General features: G+C 32.3%; 16 protein-coding genes and 1 pseudogene. 11 read left to right on the top strand and 6 right to left on the bottom strand.

Going from position 1 to position 18,601, the window contains the following annotated elements:
- Positions 1 to 311, bottom strand: a pseudogene (locus AB8B65_RS19860) (hypothetical protein); the annotation flags it as partial.
- Positions 312 to 594: 283 nt separating this feature from the next.
- Here AB8B65_RS19860 and AB8B65_RS19855 point away from each other — a divergent pair.
- On the top strand, positions 595 to 1,890 hold the full coding sequence (locus AB8B65_RS19855) for an ATP-binding protein (protein ID WP_405303027.1): 1,296 nt from the start codon (positions 595 to 597) through the stop codon (positions 1,888 to 1,890).
- Between the two features lie 28 nt (positions 1,891 to 1,918).
- The gene (locus tag AB8B65_RS19850) at positions 1,919 to 3,196 is read left to right on the top strand and encodes an ATP-binding protein (RefSeq protein ID WP_405303026.1); all 1,278 of its coding nucleotides are present in this window, start codon (positions 1,919 to 1,921) and stop codon (positions 3,194 to 3,196) included.
- Between the two features lie 3 nt (positions 3,197 to 3,199).
- Here the strand turns inward: AB8B65_RS19850 and AB8B65_RS19845 are convergent, their stop codons facing one another.
- Entirely contained in the window at positions 3,200 to 4,183 is a 984-nt protein-coding gene (locus AB8B65_RS19845) for a transglutaminase domain-containing protein (protein ID WP_405303025.1), read from the bottom strand.
- 76 nt (positions 4,184 to 4,259) lie between these two features.
- On the opposite strand from AB8B65_RS19845, the gene AB8B65_RS19840 reads away from it, so the two are divergent.
- The 5 genes from AB8B65_RS19840 (at position 4,260) to AB8B65_RS19820 (ending at position 9,735) form a co-directional block, all read left to right on the top strand.
- On the top strand, positions 4,260 to 6,098 hold the full coding sequence (locus tag AB8B65_RS19840; RefSeq protein ID WP_405303024.1) for a helix-turn-helix domain-containing protein: 1,839 nt from the start codon (positions 4,260 to 4,262) through the stop codon (positions 6,096 to 6,098).
- A 108-nt stretch (positions 6,099 to 6,206) separates the two neighbouring features.
- Entirely contained in the window at positions 6,207 to 6,404 is a 198-nt protein-coding gene (locus AB8B65_RS19835) for a hypothetical protein (protein ID WP_405303023.1), read from the top strand.
- 660 nt (positions 6,405 to 7,064) lie between these two features.
- The gene (locus AB8B65_RS19830; protein WP_405303022.1) at positions 7,065 to 8,882 is read left to right on the top strand and encodes a helix-turn-helix domain-containing protein; all 1,818 of its coding nucleotides are present in this window, start codon (positions 7,065 to 7,067) and stop codon (positions 8,880 to 8,882) included.
- Positions 8,883 to 8,982: 100 nt separating this feature from the next.
- Complete coding sequence (locus AB8B65_RS19825; protein WP_405303021.1) at positions 8,983 to 9,282, top strand: hypothetical protein; 300 nt, start codon at positions 8,983 to 8,985, stop codon at positions 9,280 to 9,282.
- A gap of 105 nt (positions 9,283 to 9,387) precedes the next feature.
- Complete coding sequence (locus tag AB8B65_RS19820) at positions 9,388 to 9,735, top strand: DUF1801 domain-containing protein (protein WP_405303020.1); 348 nt, start codon at positions 9,388 to 9,390, stop codon at positions 9,733 to 9,735.
- A gap of 144 nt (positions 9,736 to 9,879) precedes the next feature.
- On the opposite strand, the gene kdsA is transcribed toward AB8B65_RS19820, so the two are convergent.
- Genes kdsA through AB8B65_RS19800 form a run of 4 tightly spaced genes read right to left on the bottom strand, consistent with a single transcriptional unit; the run spans position 9,880 to position 14,235 of the window.
- Positions 9,880 to 10,698 (bottom strand): 3-deoxy-8-phosphooctulonate synthase, encoded by an 819-nt coding sequence (gene kdsA, locus AB8B65_RS19815; protein ID WP_405303019.1) that lies wholly within the window; start codon positions 10,696 to 10,698, stop codon positions 9,880 to 9,882.
- Between the two features lie 27 nt (positions 10,699 to 10,725).
- Positions 10,726 to 11,922, bottom strand: a complete 1,197-nt coding sequence (locus AB8B65_RS19810) for a hypothetical protein (RefSeq protein ID WP_405303018.1) — start codon at positions 11,920 to 11,922, stop codon at positions 10,726 to 10,728.
- Entirely contained in the window at positions 11,919 to 12,551 is a 633-nt protein-coding gene (locus AB8B65_RS19805; protein ID WP_405303017.1) for an ATP-binding cassette domain-containing protein, read from the bottom strand. Before AB8B65_RS19805 ends, AB8B65_RS19810 begins: the two co-directional genes overlap by 4 nt.
- Positions 12,552 to 12,582: 31 nt before the next feature.
- Positions 12,583 to 14,235, bottom strand: coding sequence for a DUF4836 family protein (locus AB8B65_RS19800; protein ID WP_405303016.1), 1,653 nt, complete (start codon positions 14,233 to 14,235; stop codon positions 12,583 to 12,585).
- Positions 14,236 to 14,656: 421 nt separating this feature from the next.
- Between AB8B65_RS19800 and typA the strand changes: the two genes are divergently transcribed.
- The 4 genes from typA to AB8B65_RS19780 form a co-directional block, all read left to right on the top strand.
- Positions 14,657 to 16,456 carry a translational GTPase TypA gene (gene typA, locus AB8B65_RS19795; protein WP_405303015.1) on the top strand — a complete coding sequence of 600 codons (1,800 nt, stop codon included), beginning with the start codon at positions 14,657 to 14,659 and terminating at the stop codon, positions 16,454 to 16,456.
- Positions 16,457 to 16,686: 230 nt separating this feature from the next.
- On the top strand, positions 16,687 to 16,926 hold the full coding sequence (locus AB8B65_RS19790; RefSeq protein ID WP_405303014.1) for a uroporphyrinogen decarboxylase: 240 nt from the start codon (positions 16,687 to 16,689) through the stop codon (positions 16,924 to 16,926).
- A 105-nt stretch (positions 16,927 to 17,031) separates the two neighbouring features.
- The gene (locus AB8B65_RS19785) at positions 17,032 to 17,244 is read left to right on the top strand and encodes a hypothetical protein (RefSeq protein ID WP_405303013.1); all 213 of its coding nucleotides are present in this window, start codon (positions 17,032 to 17,034) and stop codon (positions 17,242 to 17,244) included.
- Positions 17,234 to 18,601, top strand: a 1,368-nt coding sequence (locus AB8B65_RS19780; protein WP_405303012.1) for a class I SAM-dependent methyltransferase, incomplete at its 3' end; no start/stop codon positions are given. The genes AB8B65_RS19785 and AB8B65_RS19780, both read left to right, overlap by 11 nt.

Here is an 18,601-nt window from a genome sequence, read left to right as displayed (position 1 = left end):
CGTTCTCCATTTTTTCGTGCTTTTCGCTGTGTTAAGATGATTCCTGTCACAACAGCCAAAAACAAAACAATACTTGCAATTGCGAAAAGTTTTAAGGTAATATCGTCAGTAAAAATGGAAGTATTTCTGTTGTATGTTGTGCTTTCAACTTCATAAGAAGTGTGCAATACTTGATGCGCAAACCAAGCGCCAACTAGGGCGTAAATTCCTGCCATGATGCCAGAAAGTCCGCTTAATGAAATAAACCGAGATGATTTATTCATGAGATTCTTAATCTCTTTAATGTCTTTTAGATAGTCTGATGATGTCATTTTAAAAGTACTTTGAAATGCAAAGTAAAATAAAAATTGTTAATTGTACAAGTGAAAAATGATTTTTCTGTTGAATAAAACGGTCTTAGAATTATTAAAAATAGAATTAGCAGATTTTTGTAAAAGAAATAATATGTAGATAAAATTAAAAAATTCATCATTTTCCGAATAATAAGAAAGAAATTTCTTTAAAAATAAGCTCGCTTCTATATAATTTTAAAAGAATGAAGACTATTTAAAATCATTTCCATAACTTTAAAAACTTAACCTAAAATTAATTTAGTTGGCAAAAGTTTTAAAATATCTTAGCGATATTGGGCGACTTGAACGCTTTGAAATAAAAAATAGTGGCCTCACATTTTTACTTGCAGGACCAAGCACCTACATTTATGTGTTGATCATGTTGTATTACAATCCCACATTAAACATTCCATATCATGGAGAAATTGTGTTTACATCTTGGTTTGTTATAGTAGGAATTATTCCGTATTTCAAAAATGCATTTCTCGATGAAATTTACGGGTGGATTACCTTTGTAAGTCTCATCATTTTCCAGTATTACCTCACGTATACAACTGCATTAAATAACTTTTCACTTGACTATTTGTTAGTGACGTATGTCTTTATTTTTGGAGCAGTTTTATTGTTGAGCAATCGTTTGTTAGTCATTATTTTTAGTGCTTCTCAATTGATTCATTTATCATATAGAGTGTATTATTCGGATTGGGGTAGTATGGAAAAAAGTGCCATTTTGACATCAATGAGTACTATTTTTATCTTTTCTTTTTTGGTGATGAATGGATTGATTCGCTACCGAAAAAAATTGGAAACTGTCAATGTGCAGTTGGAAGAACGCATTGCGCAACGTACCGAAGATTTGGAGACAAGAGCGAAAGAATTACTTCGAAAGAACAAGGATTTAGAAGAATTTGCCTATGTAGTTTCACACGATTTAAAACGTCCGTTGCGAAATATTTATACTTTAACCGATTGGCTTACTGATGATACCGAATATCAATTTAACGAGGAAACCAATCAAAGTTTGCAACTTATTAAAGAGCAAGTAACACAAATGGATTTATTGGTTGAAGGAATTCTGAATTATTCGTTGCAAATGGACAAAGAACGATCGGTAAGTAACGTAGATGCACAATCATTAGTGAACAGAATTATTGCGGTGAATGCTAGTGAAAAGGTTTCAATTCATACAGAAAATACGCTACCAAAAGTCATTTTTAACGAATCGCAATTACTTCAAGTCTTTCAAAATTTGATTCAGAATGCCATCAAACATAATGACAAAGAATTGGTTGAAATTCATATTAAATATCAACTCACACAAGATGGACATCAGTTCTCGATACAAGATAATGGACCTGGAATTAATGAGAAATATCACAAAAAAATCTTTGAATTATTTCAAAAACTAGAAGTCAAATCTGAGATTGATTCCATAGGAATTGGTTTGGCATTGGTAAAGAAAATCATTGAACGAAATGGCGGAACAATTAGTGTAGCAAGCGAATTAGGGAAAGGAACAACTTTCATATTTACAATTCCAACAGCAGTTGAAAATTGATTTTTAAAAAGGATTGCATACTATTACCATGATAAAAAGCGTATTTAAAAACCTAGGCGCATTAGAGCCTTTTGAAATAAAGAATAGCTATATAACGCTATGTCTAGGTGCGCCAAGTACGTTTGTATATCTGGAGATTATGAAATATTATAATCCAGAAATTATATTGCCTTTTTATGGAAATATTATCTTTTCTATTCTCTTTTTAATCATTGGAATTTTACCGAGTTTCAAGTCAAAATTCATTCTAGAACACTACGGTTGGTTCGTTTTCGGAGTAACAATGGCATTTCAGCATTACTTGACGTATGCAATCTATTTAAACAATTTTTCGCTTGATATTTTACTGGTTACTTATGTGTTTATTTTTGGTTCCGTATTATTATTGAGTAATCGAATTTTAGTACTTATTTATAGTGCTACAGAAACAATACATTTAGCGTATGCTGTATATCTAAATGATATAAATACAGTGTATAAAACTGCCATATTACTATCGGCAATAGCTATTTTTATGTGTTCTTTTTGGATGATGAATATATTTATTCGCTACCGTAAAGAGACAGAAGCGCTGAATGAAAATTTGGAAGATACCGTGAAACAACGTACGAACGATTTAGAAATTCGCGCCAAAGAACTATTAGATAAAAACAGAGATTTAGAAGAATTTGCCTATGTAGTTTCGCACGATTTAAAACGTCCGTTGCGAAATATATACACATTAACTGATTGGCTTTCAGATGACGAAGATGAACAATTGAATGGAAAAGCCCTAAAAAGTTTACAGCAAATCAAAAGTCAAGTCACACAAATGGATTTGCTAGTAGAAGGTATTTTAAACTATTCACTTCAAGCGGAATCAGATCAGGCTGTAAAAGAAATTAATGTACATACACTTGTAAAACGCATTGTTAATAGTATCTCAAAAGAACACATTTCTATTTCGCTCGAAAAAAAATTACCACGACTTGTGTTTAATGAATTGCAAATGCAGCAAGTGTTTCTAAATTTACTTCAGAATGCCATCAAACATACCGATAAAGAACAAATAGAAATTACTATTAATTACGAAGTCAGTAAACATAATCATACGTTTTTTATAAAAGATAACGGACCAGGAATTCCAGCAAAATATCATAAAAAAATCTTTGAACTTTTTCAAAAATTAAAAGTAGAGACAGATGGAGAAGCCATAGGAATTGGATTGGCTTTGGTGAAAAAAATCATTGAACGAAACGAAGGTGAAATTTCTTTAGAAAGTAGTGAAGGTAATGGCGCGACGTTCATATTTACCTTGCCCAAATAGGAATTACTGTGTTGGAAGTATGCGAAATCTAAGCATACCGGAAGACTCTGAAAAAATACTTAAAAAATCTCTTTTAGTACTTTTGAACGGAATGTTGGTAATGTATTCGTTTCCAGCTTTTGTAAATGTTAATTGTTTAGAATATTCATCTTTAGAAAACGAGTAATAATACTTTTTAGTCGTATCAATTTTTGTAAAACGCAATCTAATAAATCCGTTTACTTTTGCTTTAATCAATCCTTTTGTGTTTTTACTTAAAGCTATATCTAAAGCCAAATACTCACTATATATAATGGGTTGTGTAAAAAACGCTTTCTTTGTCATTGGTGTTTTTAGCAATTGCCATTTTGGATCTTTAGGAAAGTGATTCAGAATCATTTTTTGAGGAGAAATACAAAAATAAGTGTCATGAAAATCGACATGATTAGGTTTGTCACGTTCATTTCCTGTGGACCATGTGGCGTCAATTAAATTCCATTTATCATTAAAAAAGACCGCATTCCACGCGTGATTTGTATTTCTAGGAATCAATCCGTATCGATGTCCAGAAGTTATCGCATTTCCTTTAATGACAGTTGCTTTGATACCAAGTTCTTCACACACGTAAAATAATAACTGAGCATACCCTTCACAAACAGCGGCTTTATATTGCAATGCATACGTAGCATATACTTTTTTATATTTATAATGAAATTCGTCTTCGCTTTCGTACGTATTGATTGTAATTGTAGGATATCCAGTTTTGCTCGATCCTACTATTTTATAATTGTATTGAATATGATGTGCTATCCAATAATACGCGGCACGCACTTTAGTTGCATCTGTAGTAAAATCTTTTTCGATGCGATCTGCAAATTTTTCAATAGATTGAAATGATGAAGGATATGTTGCGACTACCTTATCAACTGTTGCGTAGTCTTGCGCATGTAGCCATAAATTACAGTAAAAAAGAAACGAGAAAAGAAACCATCTATTTAACAATACCATACAATTTTAAAAATTTAATAAATATAGAAGCTTAATATATAGTAGCTTACATATTTATAATATAGAAAATACATTTATGAATTTAATTTCGTTATTTTTGAGTATTCCCAATAACTATAACCACAGTCCAAATATGATGCCATTACTTCGTTTCAAACCATGGAACATTTGTATAACGTGTGTACTTTTATTTTGTTTTACAGGTATAGGATTTGCACAAACCTCCACAAGTACTTCAATTGATACCATTTCGCTTCAAAAATCACTGCAAAAAATGTCTTTTAAAGATGTTGTTGAAGAATATTATATACAAGGACGAACGAGTGTTGCAAAAGCAAGAATAGTAATAAGCTACTTGCGATCAAATTATATCACATCAAAAGATGAAAATGAAGTAGCTGAAACCTATATAACGTTGGCAAGTTGGCAAAATAGAAATTATAACCTAAAAGAAGCTGTAGCGAGTTTAGATATTGGAATTGAAAAATCGGAGCGTTTAGGAAACATACCTTTATTATATGAAGCACATAAGAAAAGAGGTGTCTATCTTTTTTTTGGTGGACAAAATGAACCTGCGTTAGAAAGTTTTTTAGAAGCTTTTGAGCTGGCAAAGAAAATGAACTCATTAAAAGCGCAGATTGAATCTAAAAATAATATTGCGCTCGTTCAACTTCAAGTAAAAGACAATTTGGGCGCTATAGATTTATATCTTGAAAATCTACAGAAAATCAAAGAATCAAGCGATAAAAGCTTAGAAAAAAAACGAGCTACCATATACCTTGGTTTAACCAAAGCGTACATCAATTTGGACAATCATACAGAAGCGAGTTCGTATGCTAACAAAGGTTTGGCATTGAGTAAACAGGCTAAAAATATAGCATTCCAAGCATATTTTAGCACTTTTTTGGGCGAAATAGAATCCAATAGTGGAAACTATACCAAAGCACACGAACTATTTATAAAAGTAAAAGGGTTGATAGACAGCGCTGGTGGTAGCAAGTCGTTAGATATGTTTTTAAAATTGTATATCGGAAGAAATTACGCAGCAGAAAATAAACACGACTTAGCGATAAAAGAGTTTCTAGAAGGGCAGCAATTATTGAAAGAAAACGAAACAGATTATTTAAGTATTCAAGGACTTTATATCGGTTTAGCAGAATCATATTCGGCTGTTGAAAATATAGAAGAAAGCTCTAAATATTACAAAAAAGCCCATGAAATAGATGCTGAAAATGATAAAACACGTGCCATTCTTAACTCTCGTATCACAAAAAATAAATTGGGGAATTTAAAAGAGCAAATTACAGATTTAGAAACCAAATCGAAACGCACAAAATACCTGTATGCTATCGGAATAGGATTGCTTCTGCTTACCATAGTTGGTTTGATTGTGTATTACAAAAAACAACAGCAAAAAAACAAAGCACGGTTTACCAATTTAATGTTACAATTGGAAGAAAAGCGACAACAAGAACGCGTTCCTTTAGAAAAAAATGTAAAAACAACGTCTGCAGTACACACGAAAAAATCAGATTCAAAAGCGAATGTAATTCCTGAAATTGATGAAAAAACTGCGGAAATCCTCAAAAAATTAGAAGATTTTGAAGCCAAAGAATTGTATTTAAGCAATGAAAGTACGTTGGTAGAAGTTGCCAAAAAAATACAAACCAACACAACCTATCTTTCAAAAGTAATAAATACGTATAAAGAAAAATCATTTACGGCATATATTACCGATTTACGCGTAGAATATGCAATAGAACGATTGTCTGTAGATCGTAAATTTAGATCTTTTACCATTGGCGCCATTGCACAAGAAATAGGTTTCAAGCGTTCCGAATCGTTTTCTAAAGCGTTCAAGGTAAAAACAGGACTGTATCCGTCGTATTTTATAAAAGAGCTTGAAAAACAGTAGGTTGTAAAATGAAATACATCGTAATTTATAAATGACGACTACCAACATTAAAGTCGAACTTCATTTTATAGTTATATTTGAGAGAACATAAAATCGAAAATAAGTACTATGAAAACACAAAAACAAGTAAACCTTCAAGTTAAAAAAGTTAGTATCTCAAAACTAAATAATCTTATTGGTAAAGGTGGAACTGATTTAATACCATCAGTTAATTTCTTATGTGTTATAACTACAGAACCACACAGTATACCAGGACAAAATTGTAAAACTTTTTTAACAGCTTCAGATAGTGCTGAAAGGTGTTAATAAGGAGTGGATCTACTTTAAGTTAGTCAGTGATGTAACTGAGTTATTTATCATAATTTATTAAATGGCGACTAACTACATTAAAACGGCATTTCATTTTCTATTTATCTTTGTATAAGGCATAAATCGAAATAAAAATTTATTAATATGAAGAAAAAAAGAAACCTAGGTTTGACAATTAGAAAAGTAAGCATTTCAAATCTTAATGCTATAAAAGGAGGAGGTCCTATACCATAAATTGACTTCCTTTGTGCAAATACAACAATTTGTACACAAACAGATGAAGATGAATGCAAAACTTATTTAACAGCAGGCGATAGTGCCGAAAGATGTTAATAGTACAAAAGTACATTTTTTGAAGTCTATACTAGAAATACAAAAAATATAAGTTGAAGTAATAGTAACAGATGTCGTATAAAACTAAACAAGTACGATTCCTCTAAAAATTTAAAACTCTTAAGAATATTTCTTAGGAGTTTTTTGTTTTCTGTATTCTCCAAAGTTACCGCATTCAGTATCTCGAAAATCTATTTTTTAGGTATGAAGACCATTATTGATTAAAATTAGCATTCAAAATAGGACTACAATTAAACTAAAAACTATTATTTTTGAATAACCTACCTAATGTGATAAAACACTAAAGCCCAAACAAAACTGTGTATGCTTCTCCGAAAATACGTAACGGTATTCTTAATAACCTTTTCTTTTTTGATTGTCTTGCCAACTGTGGCTCAGGAAAATAATCAAGATGTGGTGCAACAATTTAATAAAACAGAGTTTGAAAATTCTCTGCATAAATTAGCTCCCAAAGAATTTTCACTTCTGTTTGCACAGAAATATAAACGAGATTCATTAAGAGAGAGTATATGCTTGATACATATTGAAAATGTAATGCTAAAATCTGAAGACTTATTAGCACAATTTTGGGGAAACTATTCATTGTCATATTGGAATCATGACCAAAAGAATTTTAAAAAAACAATATTTCATGTAGATAAATTATATGAAATTGCAGTAAAACTTAAGAATGATGACTTGATTCTGTCATCATTAATCAATAAAGGTGATTTTTATTATGATTATGGTGATTACAATCAGTCTATGGAAAGTTATCTTAAAGCTATAAAAATTGCTAAAAAAATAAAAAGTACTGTTAAAAAATTAATAATATCAAAAAATATAGCCTTGTTGAAAATTGAAGTAGACGACAATCAAGGAGCAGTTGAATTATTAGAAGGTACATTAGAAATTCTTAAAAAAGAGCAATCTAAAAAGTTAAATAGACTAGAAGTTAGCATATATATCGCACTTACCAAATCGTATTTGCGTCTAGAAAATTACGCAAAAGCTGAATATTATGGGAATAAAGGAATTGCACTTAGTGATGAATATGGAGATGAAGATGCAAAAACTTATTTCTATAATTTCTTAGGAGAAACAAATCTTCTCAAAAAAAAGTATGATGAGTCAATTCTATATATAGATAAAGCATTTGAATATGCAAATAAAATTGAAACTTCAAAATCACAATTGCCTTTTATAAATCTTAATATTGGAAAAATACATTACTATAAAGGAGAATATGAAAAAGCAATTGATGTTCTAGAGAAAATAGAATTTAATCAGCAACAAAAAAATACAAACTTCTTCAGTTTAGAAGATATGTATAAGTTTTTGGGCAAATCCTATAAAGCAATCGGGGATACAGAAAAGAGTTTGTTCTACTTTGAAAAAACAAATGAAGTATATACAAAAAATGATAAGCAACAAAATGCCATTGGTATTGAAATTATAAAAAAATATGATTTACAATCTTTGAAAGAAGAATTGAGTGAAGCGGAGAAGAAAACTAAAAAAACCCAAACCATTCTGTATGTAAGTATTTTTTTAGCGCTTTTTACAGTAGGTGGATTGGTTTATTTCTACAAGAAGCGTGAAAAAAAGAATCAACAAAAATTTGCTAAAATTTTAAAAACGCTTGAAGAAGAAAAAGAATTACTTACCGAAAGTGTTCCTCTACTCAAAGGCGAGACTTTAGAAGAAAAACAAGTAAAAGAATCCACGCTACAAGAAAAAAACATAGAGACTTTACAGCAGAAAGAAGTCGAAATTATTGATGAAACAAAAGCAAAACTATTGAAGAAGTTGCAAAACTTTGAAGTCAAAGAATTGTATCTCAGTAAAAATAGCAGTTTGAATGAAGTTGCCAAAAAATTAAAAACTAATACTTCGTATCTGTCAAAATTAGTCAATGCGCACAAAGGAAAATCGTTTACAGCATATATTACCGATTTACGTGTCAACTATGCAATCAGACGGTTAAAAGAAGATAAAAAATTTCGTTCGTATACCATTGATTCCATTGCGCGCGAAATTGGTTTTAACCGTTCAGAGTCGTTTTCAAGAGCATTCAAAAATAAAACAGGATTATATCCTTCGTATTATATAAAAAACCTTGATAATCAGAATGTTGAATGATGTATTTATATCTCGTGATTTATGAATTTCTAGAAGTATTTCACTTAAATTCCCACTTGTGGATTTATATTTGAGTATAACTTATGAAACCTTAGTGATTATGAAGAAAAAACAAATTATCTCCAAACTCAAATTCCAAAAAACGACGATTGTAGCTTTTAAAACCATGAAAACTATTGTGGGTAGATCGTTAGTGAACACCGATACAGTGCCAATTTCAAGAAACAATTTTACTTGTGGAACAGTACTTGAGTGTTATACAAACGATGGAAAACAAAGTTGTATTTCTTGTACAGGAACAGAGTGTACACGTCCAACAACAAGAACTGGAGGAGAGACAGACTATTGCGGAGGAGGAGCAGATACAAAAGCAGACTGTTTAATTTCTAACCCTTGCTAACATTTAAAGAAAACATATAAATTAAAAAGGGCTTACACTGCGTAAGCTCTTTTTTTATGTAAATAGTTTAAATTTATAAGTATCTTAGAGTTTCTATCAAACATCATGAATCCAGCAGAAAATTACATCCTGCAACAACCCGAACCGTACAAATCAATCTTGTTGGAATTGCAAGTATTGGTAGCACATTTATTGCCAACTGCCGAATTAAAATACAAATACAGAATTCCGTTCTATTATTACAAAGGAAAACCGTTTTGCTACTTCAACGCAAGTCATAAAAAGAAATTTGTCGATGTCGGAATTGTAAAAGGTGGAGAAATTACCGTACACACGTCACATTTAGTTACCGAAAAACGAAAAAAAATGGCATCGCTTCGCTATAAAAATATAAAACACATCAACGACAAAATTTTCTTTGATGTACTAAAAGAAGCTGCAAGTTTCTACTAATTGCTTTGTGTTTTGATGATGCCAATTTGTGAATTAGTTGATGTTTCAATTTGAAAATATGAATGAGGTTTCAAATAACAATAAGAACAGTAAGTGAACTCATCCAATATCCAATAACGTAGCGGTCTAACAGCTAAAAGCGGTCTAAAACCCATTAATCGTTTTACGAATCTGTACCAAATTGCTCAATAAGTTTTCTAAATAATCTAAATGCAGCATATTTGCGCCATCACTTTTTGCATTTGCCGGATCAAAATGAGTTTCAATAAACAATCCATCAACATTATTTACAACGCCCGCACGTGCAATAGTTTCAATCATATCAGGTCTTCCGCCAGTTACACCACTAGATTGATTTGGCTGTTGTAGCGAATGTGTAACATCCAAAACTGTTGGTGCAAACTGTTTCATAGTTGGAATTCCACGAAAATCTACAATCATATCTTGGTAACCGAACATGGTTCCACGATCGGTAATCCATGCATTTTCATTTCCAGAATCGTGCACTTTTTTTACAGCATGTTGCATACTTTCAGGACTCATAAACTGTCCTTTTTTCAAGTTGACAACCTTTCCTGTTTTTGCAGCAGCAACTACCAAATCCGTTTGGCGTACTAAAAATGCAGGAATTTGAAGTACATCTACGTACGCAGCAGCTTTGGCAGCATCAGAAGCTTCATGAATATCAGTAACTGTTGGTACATTAAACGTCTCAGAAACCTTTTTAAGAACTTCTAACGCCTTTTCGTCTCCAATACCAGTAAAACTATCAATACGACTACGATTCGCTTTCTTAAAGCTTCCTTTAAATACATACGGAATTTCTAATTTATCAGTAATTGCCACTACTTTTTCCGCAATGCGTAAAGCCATATCTTCACTTTCAATGGCGCACGGACCTGCTAATAAAAAGAAATTATTTGATGTAGTATGTTTAATTTTTGGAATAGAACTGAGTTGCATAAATTGTAAATTTGCTGCAAAGATACACTAAATTTCAGTAGTAAGTAAGCTTGTATTAATTGCAGTCATTTGCTTAATCTTTTTGTTGGTATGTTTGGTGTAATACAGTGCAAGTACTACAAATAACACAATTGCAAACGCTAAAACGTATAGTATTGAAAGCGCGCTAGTTTCCACACTTAATTTTTCTAAGTAATTTGAAAACGCATATTTACATCCTATTGTCAAAATCAAAGCAATACAAATAGAAACGCCTAAAATTTTATAGGATAATTTGTGATATACATTGGCAATTTCTTTTCGCGAAAAGCCTAAAAAGTACAACTGACAAATGGTTTGTTTGTTCTTTAAGATAAGTAGATTGATATTGGTAATAACCAATGTAATAGATAATATAGTAATCAAAAGTCCAATGCCTAACACAATAGTTAAAATGATTTGTAAAAAGTAGCTAATGCGCGAACTTTGCACCTCATTTTTTAAATATTGATAGTCCTTTACAGCTAAAAAATCTAATACTTCCGGATCAGAAGGATTCGCAACTTCTAAGATAACACGCGATGTTTTCACTTCTTTGTTTGGACTCAACAATTTATTGGTGTATTCCAAAAATGATTGTGGAACCAAAATCGTGTTTATTTTTTCAGAAGCATCTAAAATATAAGCGCTGTATTTTTTTCGTTCTCTGCTAGAACTAGTTAAAGTAAGATCGATTGGAATTTGACGGATAAGTCCTTTTTTAATTTGAGGTAATCCAGCCATAGGAGCAAACCCATGATTGTATAAATCGAGATACATTTTTGGAACAATAATAGGTACTTCTCTAGCAGTTGGATCCCATTTCCAGTTTTCATTCTGAATGTCAATAAAATTAGTAGGAATAGCTTCTAAAAACATGTCTGTAGTAATGCTATTCATGCCAGCAATGGTAATTGTACCTTGCACTCTGTAGACTCCATTAGTAAAATTAGCGGCATCTATAATAAAATCTTGCTGTTTAATTTCTTCAATTTCTTCAGGAGAAAAAGTATTATCTAAACCAATTTGTTTGGAAATGATAATATTTTTATTGCCTAGTAAATCGTTAGAAGAACTAAAAAGCGATTGCGTATCAATAAAAAGTTGAAAGGCAAGGAGTAAAATTCCAAGTCCTAAACTAGAAGTCAACGCAAAAAATAATAATTGCGAAAAGTGAATTTGTTTATGTAACAAGTTTCCTATCACAATAGCAATGTTTTTGAATAATTAATATCGTATGAATTCCCTAAACTCGCAATGACTAAAGTTGCGTTTCGTTGAGTTATTTCGTCTAAAATAAGCGTAGTTGCATTGTCAATTTGTACAGCGTCAATATGACTAAAAGGCTCATCTAACAATAACAATTCAAACGGTTGACATAAGGCTCTTACAATAGCAATACGCTGTTGTTGTCCGTACGATAAAGTTTCCGCTTTTTTATATGCCAATTTATCTACATCCAAGCGTTTCATGTAGGCTAAAATTTCAGCTTCTGTTTTATGCTTTGTCAATTGGTTTTTTAACTGAACATTCTCCATAGCAGTCAATTCGGGAAACAAGCGCAATCCTTGAAAAACAATAGAAATTTTTTCGCGTCGTAATTGTGTCCATTCCGATTCGGCTAAAGAAGTAATGTCAGTATCATCAAACAAAATACTGCCCGTAAACTTATTATTTAAACCATATAAAAAATTGAAGAAAGAACTTTTCCCACTACCAGAAGCAGCTTTTACCAAGTACTTTTCACCTGCTTGTAAAGAAAAAACTTTACTCCAAACTTCAGATGAAGTTGGAGTAAAGTATGTTGGAATTATTTCTTGTATTTGTATAGTCACGCTATAAAAAAATATTGTTTGCTACGTATTATTAACGCACCATTTTTGTTACTTCTTGCATCATAACGTCCATATATTTAATTATGTTAACCAATGAATTGCCTTCACCTTTTGTGTATGAATACATTTCCATTCCGTCAGTACTCATAGTCATATGTGTATCACCGAAGTACTTGCTGTATATATCATTAGCTGCATCCATATTTAAGCCTCCTCTTGCGTAGCTTGCATAAGGATTCATGCTATTAATTATATCTGAGTACATTTCTGTAAAGTTTTCGTTCATGTAGACATACATAGAGTTATCTAACTTGTCTTTATGCTCAAATCCAGAAAGGTTAGAAGCTAATTTTCCATTGTTATAGATTTCGTCAGCTTTGCTTCCATCATTAGTAACAAAAAGCACTTTATTTTTAATAACTGCAAAAAGATCTTTTTCTAATTGGTAGTAATTTTTCCCTTTTGTAGCCATTGGTGTTTCTTGTTTCATAACAACATCTAACATACTATCAAACTTTGCTTGATCTTTAATAGAAACAGCAGCATAAATATAAGGTTGCTTTTTAGTATATGTTTCAGGTACTCTATTGTAATCTTCATCATAAGTATATCTAGTAGCTTGTACATTAACACCTTCTGTCATACTCATCATCATAGAACCTTCAAAAATTCCAGCAAGTTCTTCCATTGTCATTCCCATCTCACGATTCATCTCACGATTCATTCCGCTCAAAGCTCTTTTGATTTGTGATTTCACCATATCTGGCAATACAGAACTATTTTGAAGACCTTCTATATGCTTATACATTGCAGTAGGATCAATAGAAGCTTTCACTAACATTGCAGCATTATTTGGCATCATTTTTAACAAATCAGCATTGTAACCTGTAGACATCCATGACTCATAACCAATAATTGATTTCATGTCATCATTCATTTTGAATTTTGCAGATGTAAAAAGGCGATCTTCTTCAAATGTAGTATGGTACATGAAGTTGTTATTCTTCAAATCCATATTAGCTCCAAAATTTGTAAGGAATGAACTTGCTAAATCACTTACAGGAGTAGAAGAAATATGAATTCCCATATCTTTACTTCCATCAAAGAAACCACTAAAATAATCAGTAGCAGTAATCATGTTAGAAGATTCTAACTTTGTAAGGTCAATTAGCGTTTGTGCTGCAGCTCTGTCAGAAATTACAATTAAAGCATTTTGGTCGTTCCAACCAATTGCTAAGTCTCTACTTGTGCATACTGTAAATGCATTGTCTTTTCCTACACTTTCTTGCTTTTCCATCCTTGGCATTTTGTCTAGCATTGGTTGGATCATTTTTTGGAAAGATGCAGCATCTTTAATAGGGATTACGAATCCTCCAGAAGGAGACATGCGATCAAAACTCATGAATCCTAACATAAAATCATTTCGGAAAGTAGCTTTCATGTTTTCAGCAGTCATTTGCGTATTCATGAATTCTTTAAGCTCTCTCGGAGCACTTTCATTGATCATTTTACTAATGCTCAAATTTTTAAAATCAACAGTACTACTTTTTTGTGAAAGTGATTCTAAGTTAACGTACATTACTCCAATAGCATCTTTAGGAATAAAAGATGTTCCGGAGCTCTTTGTTCCACCACAACTTACCATCATCAAGGCAATTGCGAACAGGCATAAAATTTTTTTCATATTAAATGAAGTCTTAAAGGTTTATATATTAATATTATTATTTCGGTGGAGGACTGCAAATTTAACAATATCTACATCTTTTAAAATAAAAAACACGATAAAAATATTGATATTTACGTTGGCTACTCATATTAAGACTGAATCAATGAGAAAATGTTACACATATTTGTGAAAAATATAAGAAAAAGTGAAATTTTCATGAAAACCGTTTTGGTTGAAGGTCCTAAATTGGAAATGAAATTAGGGCTAAAATGTAAAGCTGATGGCGTAAAAATCCAAAGCACCATTTTTATAGTCTGAAAAACCACAGAAAAAAAATTCTTAAAATGTTAATTAACAGTAAATTAACCTAAAAACTGGTTAAAATTCTTTTCTCTAGTAAATAAACAGTACATTTGCACGCTTAAAAATAAGAGGTAATATGGCTTCAATTAAAAATATCGCAATTATTGCGCACGTAGATCACGGGAAAACAACGTTGGTTGACAAGATAATGTATCACTGTCAACTATTTCGTGAAAATGAAAATACAGGAGATTTAATTCTTGACAACAACGATTTAGAACGTGAGCGTGGAATTACGATTACCTCTAAAAACGTATCTGTAAACTATAAAGGAACTAAAATTAACATCATTGACACACCTGGTCACGCCGATTTCGGAGGAGAAGTAGAGCGTGTATTAAACATGGCAGATGGTGTATTACTTTTAGTAGATGCCTTTGAAGGACCAATGCCACAAACGCGTTTTGTACTTCAAAAAGCAATTGATTTAGGTTTAAAACCTTGTGTAGTTATCAATAAAGTTGATAAAGAAAACTGTACGCCAGACGAAGTACACGAAAAAGTATTTGATCTAATGTTCGAATTAGGAGCAGAAGAATGGCAATTAGATTTCCCTGCAGTATACGGTTCTGCAAAGAACAACTGGATGTCGGACGATTGGAAAAATGAAACGGAAAACATTGAGCCTTTATTAGATATGGTAATGGAACACATTCCATCACCAGAATTTGAAGAAGGAAGCACACAAATGCTAATTACATCTTTAGATTATTCTTCTTTTACAGGACGTATCGCTATCGGTCGTTTGCAAAGAGGAACACTAGCAGAAGGAATGCAAGTTGCTTTGGTGAAGCGTGATAAATCAATCATCAAAACAAAAATAAAAGAGTTGTTCACATTTGAAGGACTTGGAAGAAAGAAAACGACAGAAGTGCAAGTTGGAGATATTTGTGCAATTGTAGGTTTGGAAGGATTTGAAATTGGAGATACAATTGCTGATTTAGAAAATCCAGAAGGATTAAAAACAATCGCAATTGATGAGCCAACAATGAGTATGTTGTTTACAATTAACGATTCTCCTTTCTTCGGAAAAGATGGAAAATTTGTAACATCACGTCACATCAAAGATCGTTTAATGAAAGAGCTAGAGAAAAACTTAGCTTTACGTGTAAACGAAACAGATAGCGCAGACAAATTCATCGTATTTGGTAGAGGTGTATTACACTTATCAGTACTAATTGAAACAATGCGTAGAGAAGGATACGAATTGCAAATTGGTCAGCCACAAGTAATTATCAAAGAAATTGATGGTGTAAAATGTGAGCCAATTGAAGAATTAACCATCGATTTACCAGAGCACGTATCTGGAAAAGCAATCGAAATGGTATCACTTCGTAAAGGTGAAATGCTAAGCATGGAAGCAAAAGGAGAGCGTATGGTATGCGAATTCTTAATTCCATCAAGAGGAATCATCGGATTGCGTAACCAATTGTTAACAGCAACTGCTGGAGAAGCAATAATGGCACACAGATACAAAGAATACCAACCATTACGTGGTGGAATTCCAGAACGTCAAAATGGTTCGTTAGTATCTATGGAAAAAGGAACTGCAATTCCATATTCTATCGATAAATTACAAGACAGAGGGAAATTCTTTGTAGATCCAGGTGAAGACATTTACGAAGGACAAGTAATTGGTGAAAACTCTCGTAGAGACGATATGACAGTGAACGTTACTAAAACGAAAAAACTATCAAACGTTCGTTCTTCAGGAGCAGATGACAAAGCAAAAATTGTTCCTGCAATCAAATTCTCTTTAGAAGAAGCATTAGAATACATTCAAAAAGATGAATATGTTGAAGTAACGCCAAACTTCTTACGTTTACGTAAAGTACACTTAACAGAAGTAGAAAGAAAGCGTAACAAAACAATCTAACATAAGATTCACATCATACAAAAGGTTTCATTGTTACGCAATGAAACCTTTTTTTATTTACAAAAAGAAGTTTATAAGTTGAAAAGTTTATGAGTTTGTAACAAATCAGATGCTAGCGCAAGTTTGAAACTTGTGCCGATATACAAGCTGAAAAAACAAACTGACACTTCGGCAAGCTCAGTGTAAACAAATTGACGAATCAACAAACAAACGAAATCAACACCAGAAACATGGAAATACTAGGAATAACATTATTAGAATGGGTAGGATATTTAGCATCACTCGCAGTATTAATATCATTTACCATGAAAGATCTAAGAACACTACGAATGATCAACGGAGTTGGATGCTTACTATTTGTGCTGTACGGTTTTCTAATACCTGAATTAAGAGTTGGTTTGCCAATCATCATTACAAATTTTGCCATCTTGGGAATCAATATCTATCACTTGACCAGACCAAAAAAATAGTATAAATTCTTTTTCTCAAGGATGTTGTTGGCAACAACATTGAATTTACAACACTTAATAGTTGCCAAAAAGTAAATTTTTATATCTTTACCGAAATATCAAACTATGCAATTTCTTTATTTTGATGCAGGATTAGGAGCGATGTTGGTACAAGCACTTGTAGCAGCTGTAGCTGGAATCGCATTATTTTACAAAAGCATTACTTATAAAATAAAAAGCATCTTTGGATTGGATAAAGATACTTCTGAAGGCGAAGTATTTGACGATATAAACATTGATGATTCTACGATAGAAAACGCATCGAAAGATGACAAATAATTCACGACACGCTTCCTCATATCGCGATCCAAGCGGACATGTATATGTTGAAAACGGCATCATCAAACGAATCATATTTCCAAGTTACTTTCCGCAATACGAAGCGCTAGAAACAGCTGGATTTTTTCAAAAAGCATTTCAACACAAACTGTTGATTCCGCATGAAGAAATAGAAAAATCTGCAACGCAAATCTGTATTCAACCAGCACAAATTCCGTTCATAACGTATCCGTACGAATGGAGTTTTCAACAATACAAAGAAGCTGCTTTACATACCTTAAAATTGCAGAAATATGCCTTGCAAAACAACTTTTCATTAAAAGATGCAACCGCGTACAACATTGCTTTTTACAAAGGAAATGCGATATTTATAGATACGCTTTCGCTAGATTTTTATGCTGAAAATACACCATGGCGTGCGTACAAACAATTCATAACGCACTTTTTAGGTCCGTTGGTTGTAGCAAAATATCACGGAGCCGAATTCCTAAAAACAATGTCGAATTTCATTGATGGAATTCCACTAAAACTCATTGCTTCCTTATTGCCAGGAAAAACAAAACTAAATCCGTTTTTATACACCAATATTCACTTATTGGCAAAATATGAAAACAAGCATCAAGAGGAAAACGTAAAGGAAAGCAAGCAAGCTTCACTATCAAAAAAAGGATTATTCAATATCATTGATAATCTGTACAATTACATCAAAAAACTGCAACTCAAAGAGCAATCGGAATGGGGAAATTACTATCAGAAAACAAACTATTCTGATACAGCTTTTCAACAGAAATCAATCATTATAAACGATTGGATTCAAAACATACAAGCCAAATCAGTTATTGATGTTGGTGGAAACGATGGTACGTTTGTGCGTCAAATAACAAGTGAAATTGACGTAGCTTTGGTGGGTGATATTGACAACAACGCGGTAGATGAAAACTACTATACGGTCAAAAAAGACAAAGAACAAAACATGCTTCCTTTTGTGATTGACTTGCTCAATCCGTCGGCAGCAATTGGTTTTCAAAACACCGAACGTTTCTCGTTCATTCAGCGTGTGCAGGAGTTTCAACCAGATGCAACCTTGGCATTAGCGCTTATTCATCACTTATCCTTAACAGGAAATGTGCCTTTTGAAAACTCAGCAGCGTTTTTTGCATCGTTCTCTAAAAACCTCATCATTGAATTCCCAAAACGAGCGGATTCGTATGCAACACGTTTGCTCAATGCGAAAGCGGAATTCAAAGATCAATTCGGACATTACAATCTGGAGCATTTTGAAAAAACATATTCCGAACATTTTGAGTTAATTGCCAAAACAGCAATTACAGATTCTGAACGCGTTTTATACCTATTT

This window comes from Kordia sp. (assembly GCF_045105435.1).
Taxonomy (GTDB): domain Bacteria; phylum Bacteroidota; class Bacteroidia; order Flavobacteriales; family Flavobacteriaceae; genus Kordia.
This window is presented reverse-complemented; position numbering and strand designations above follow the sequence as displayed.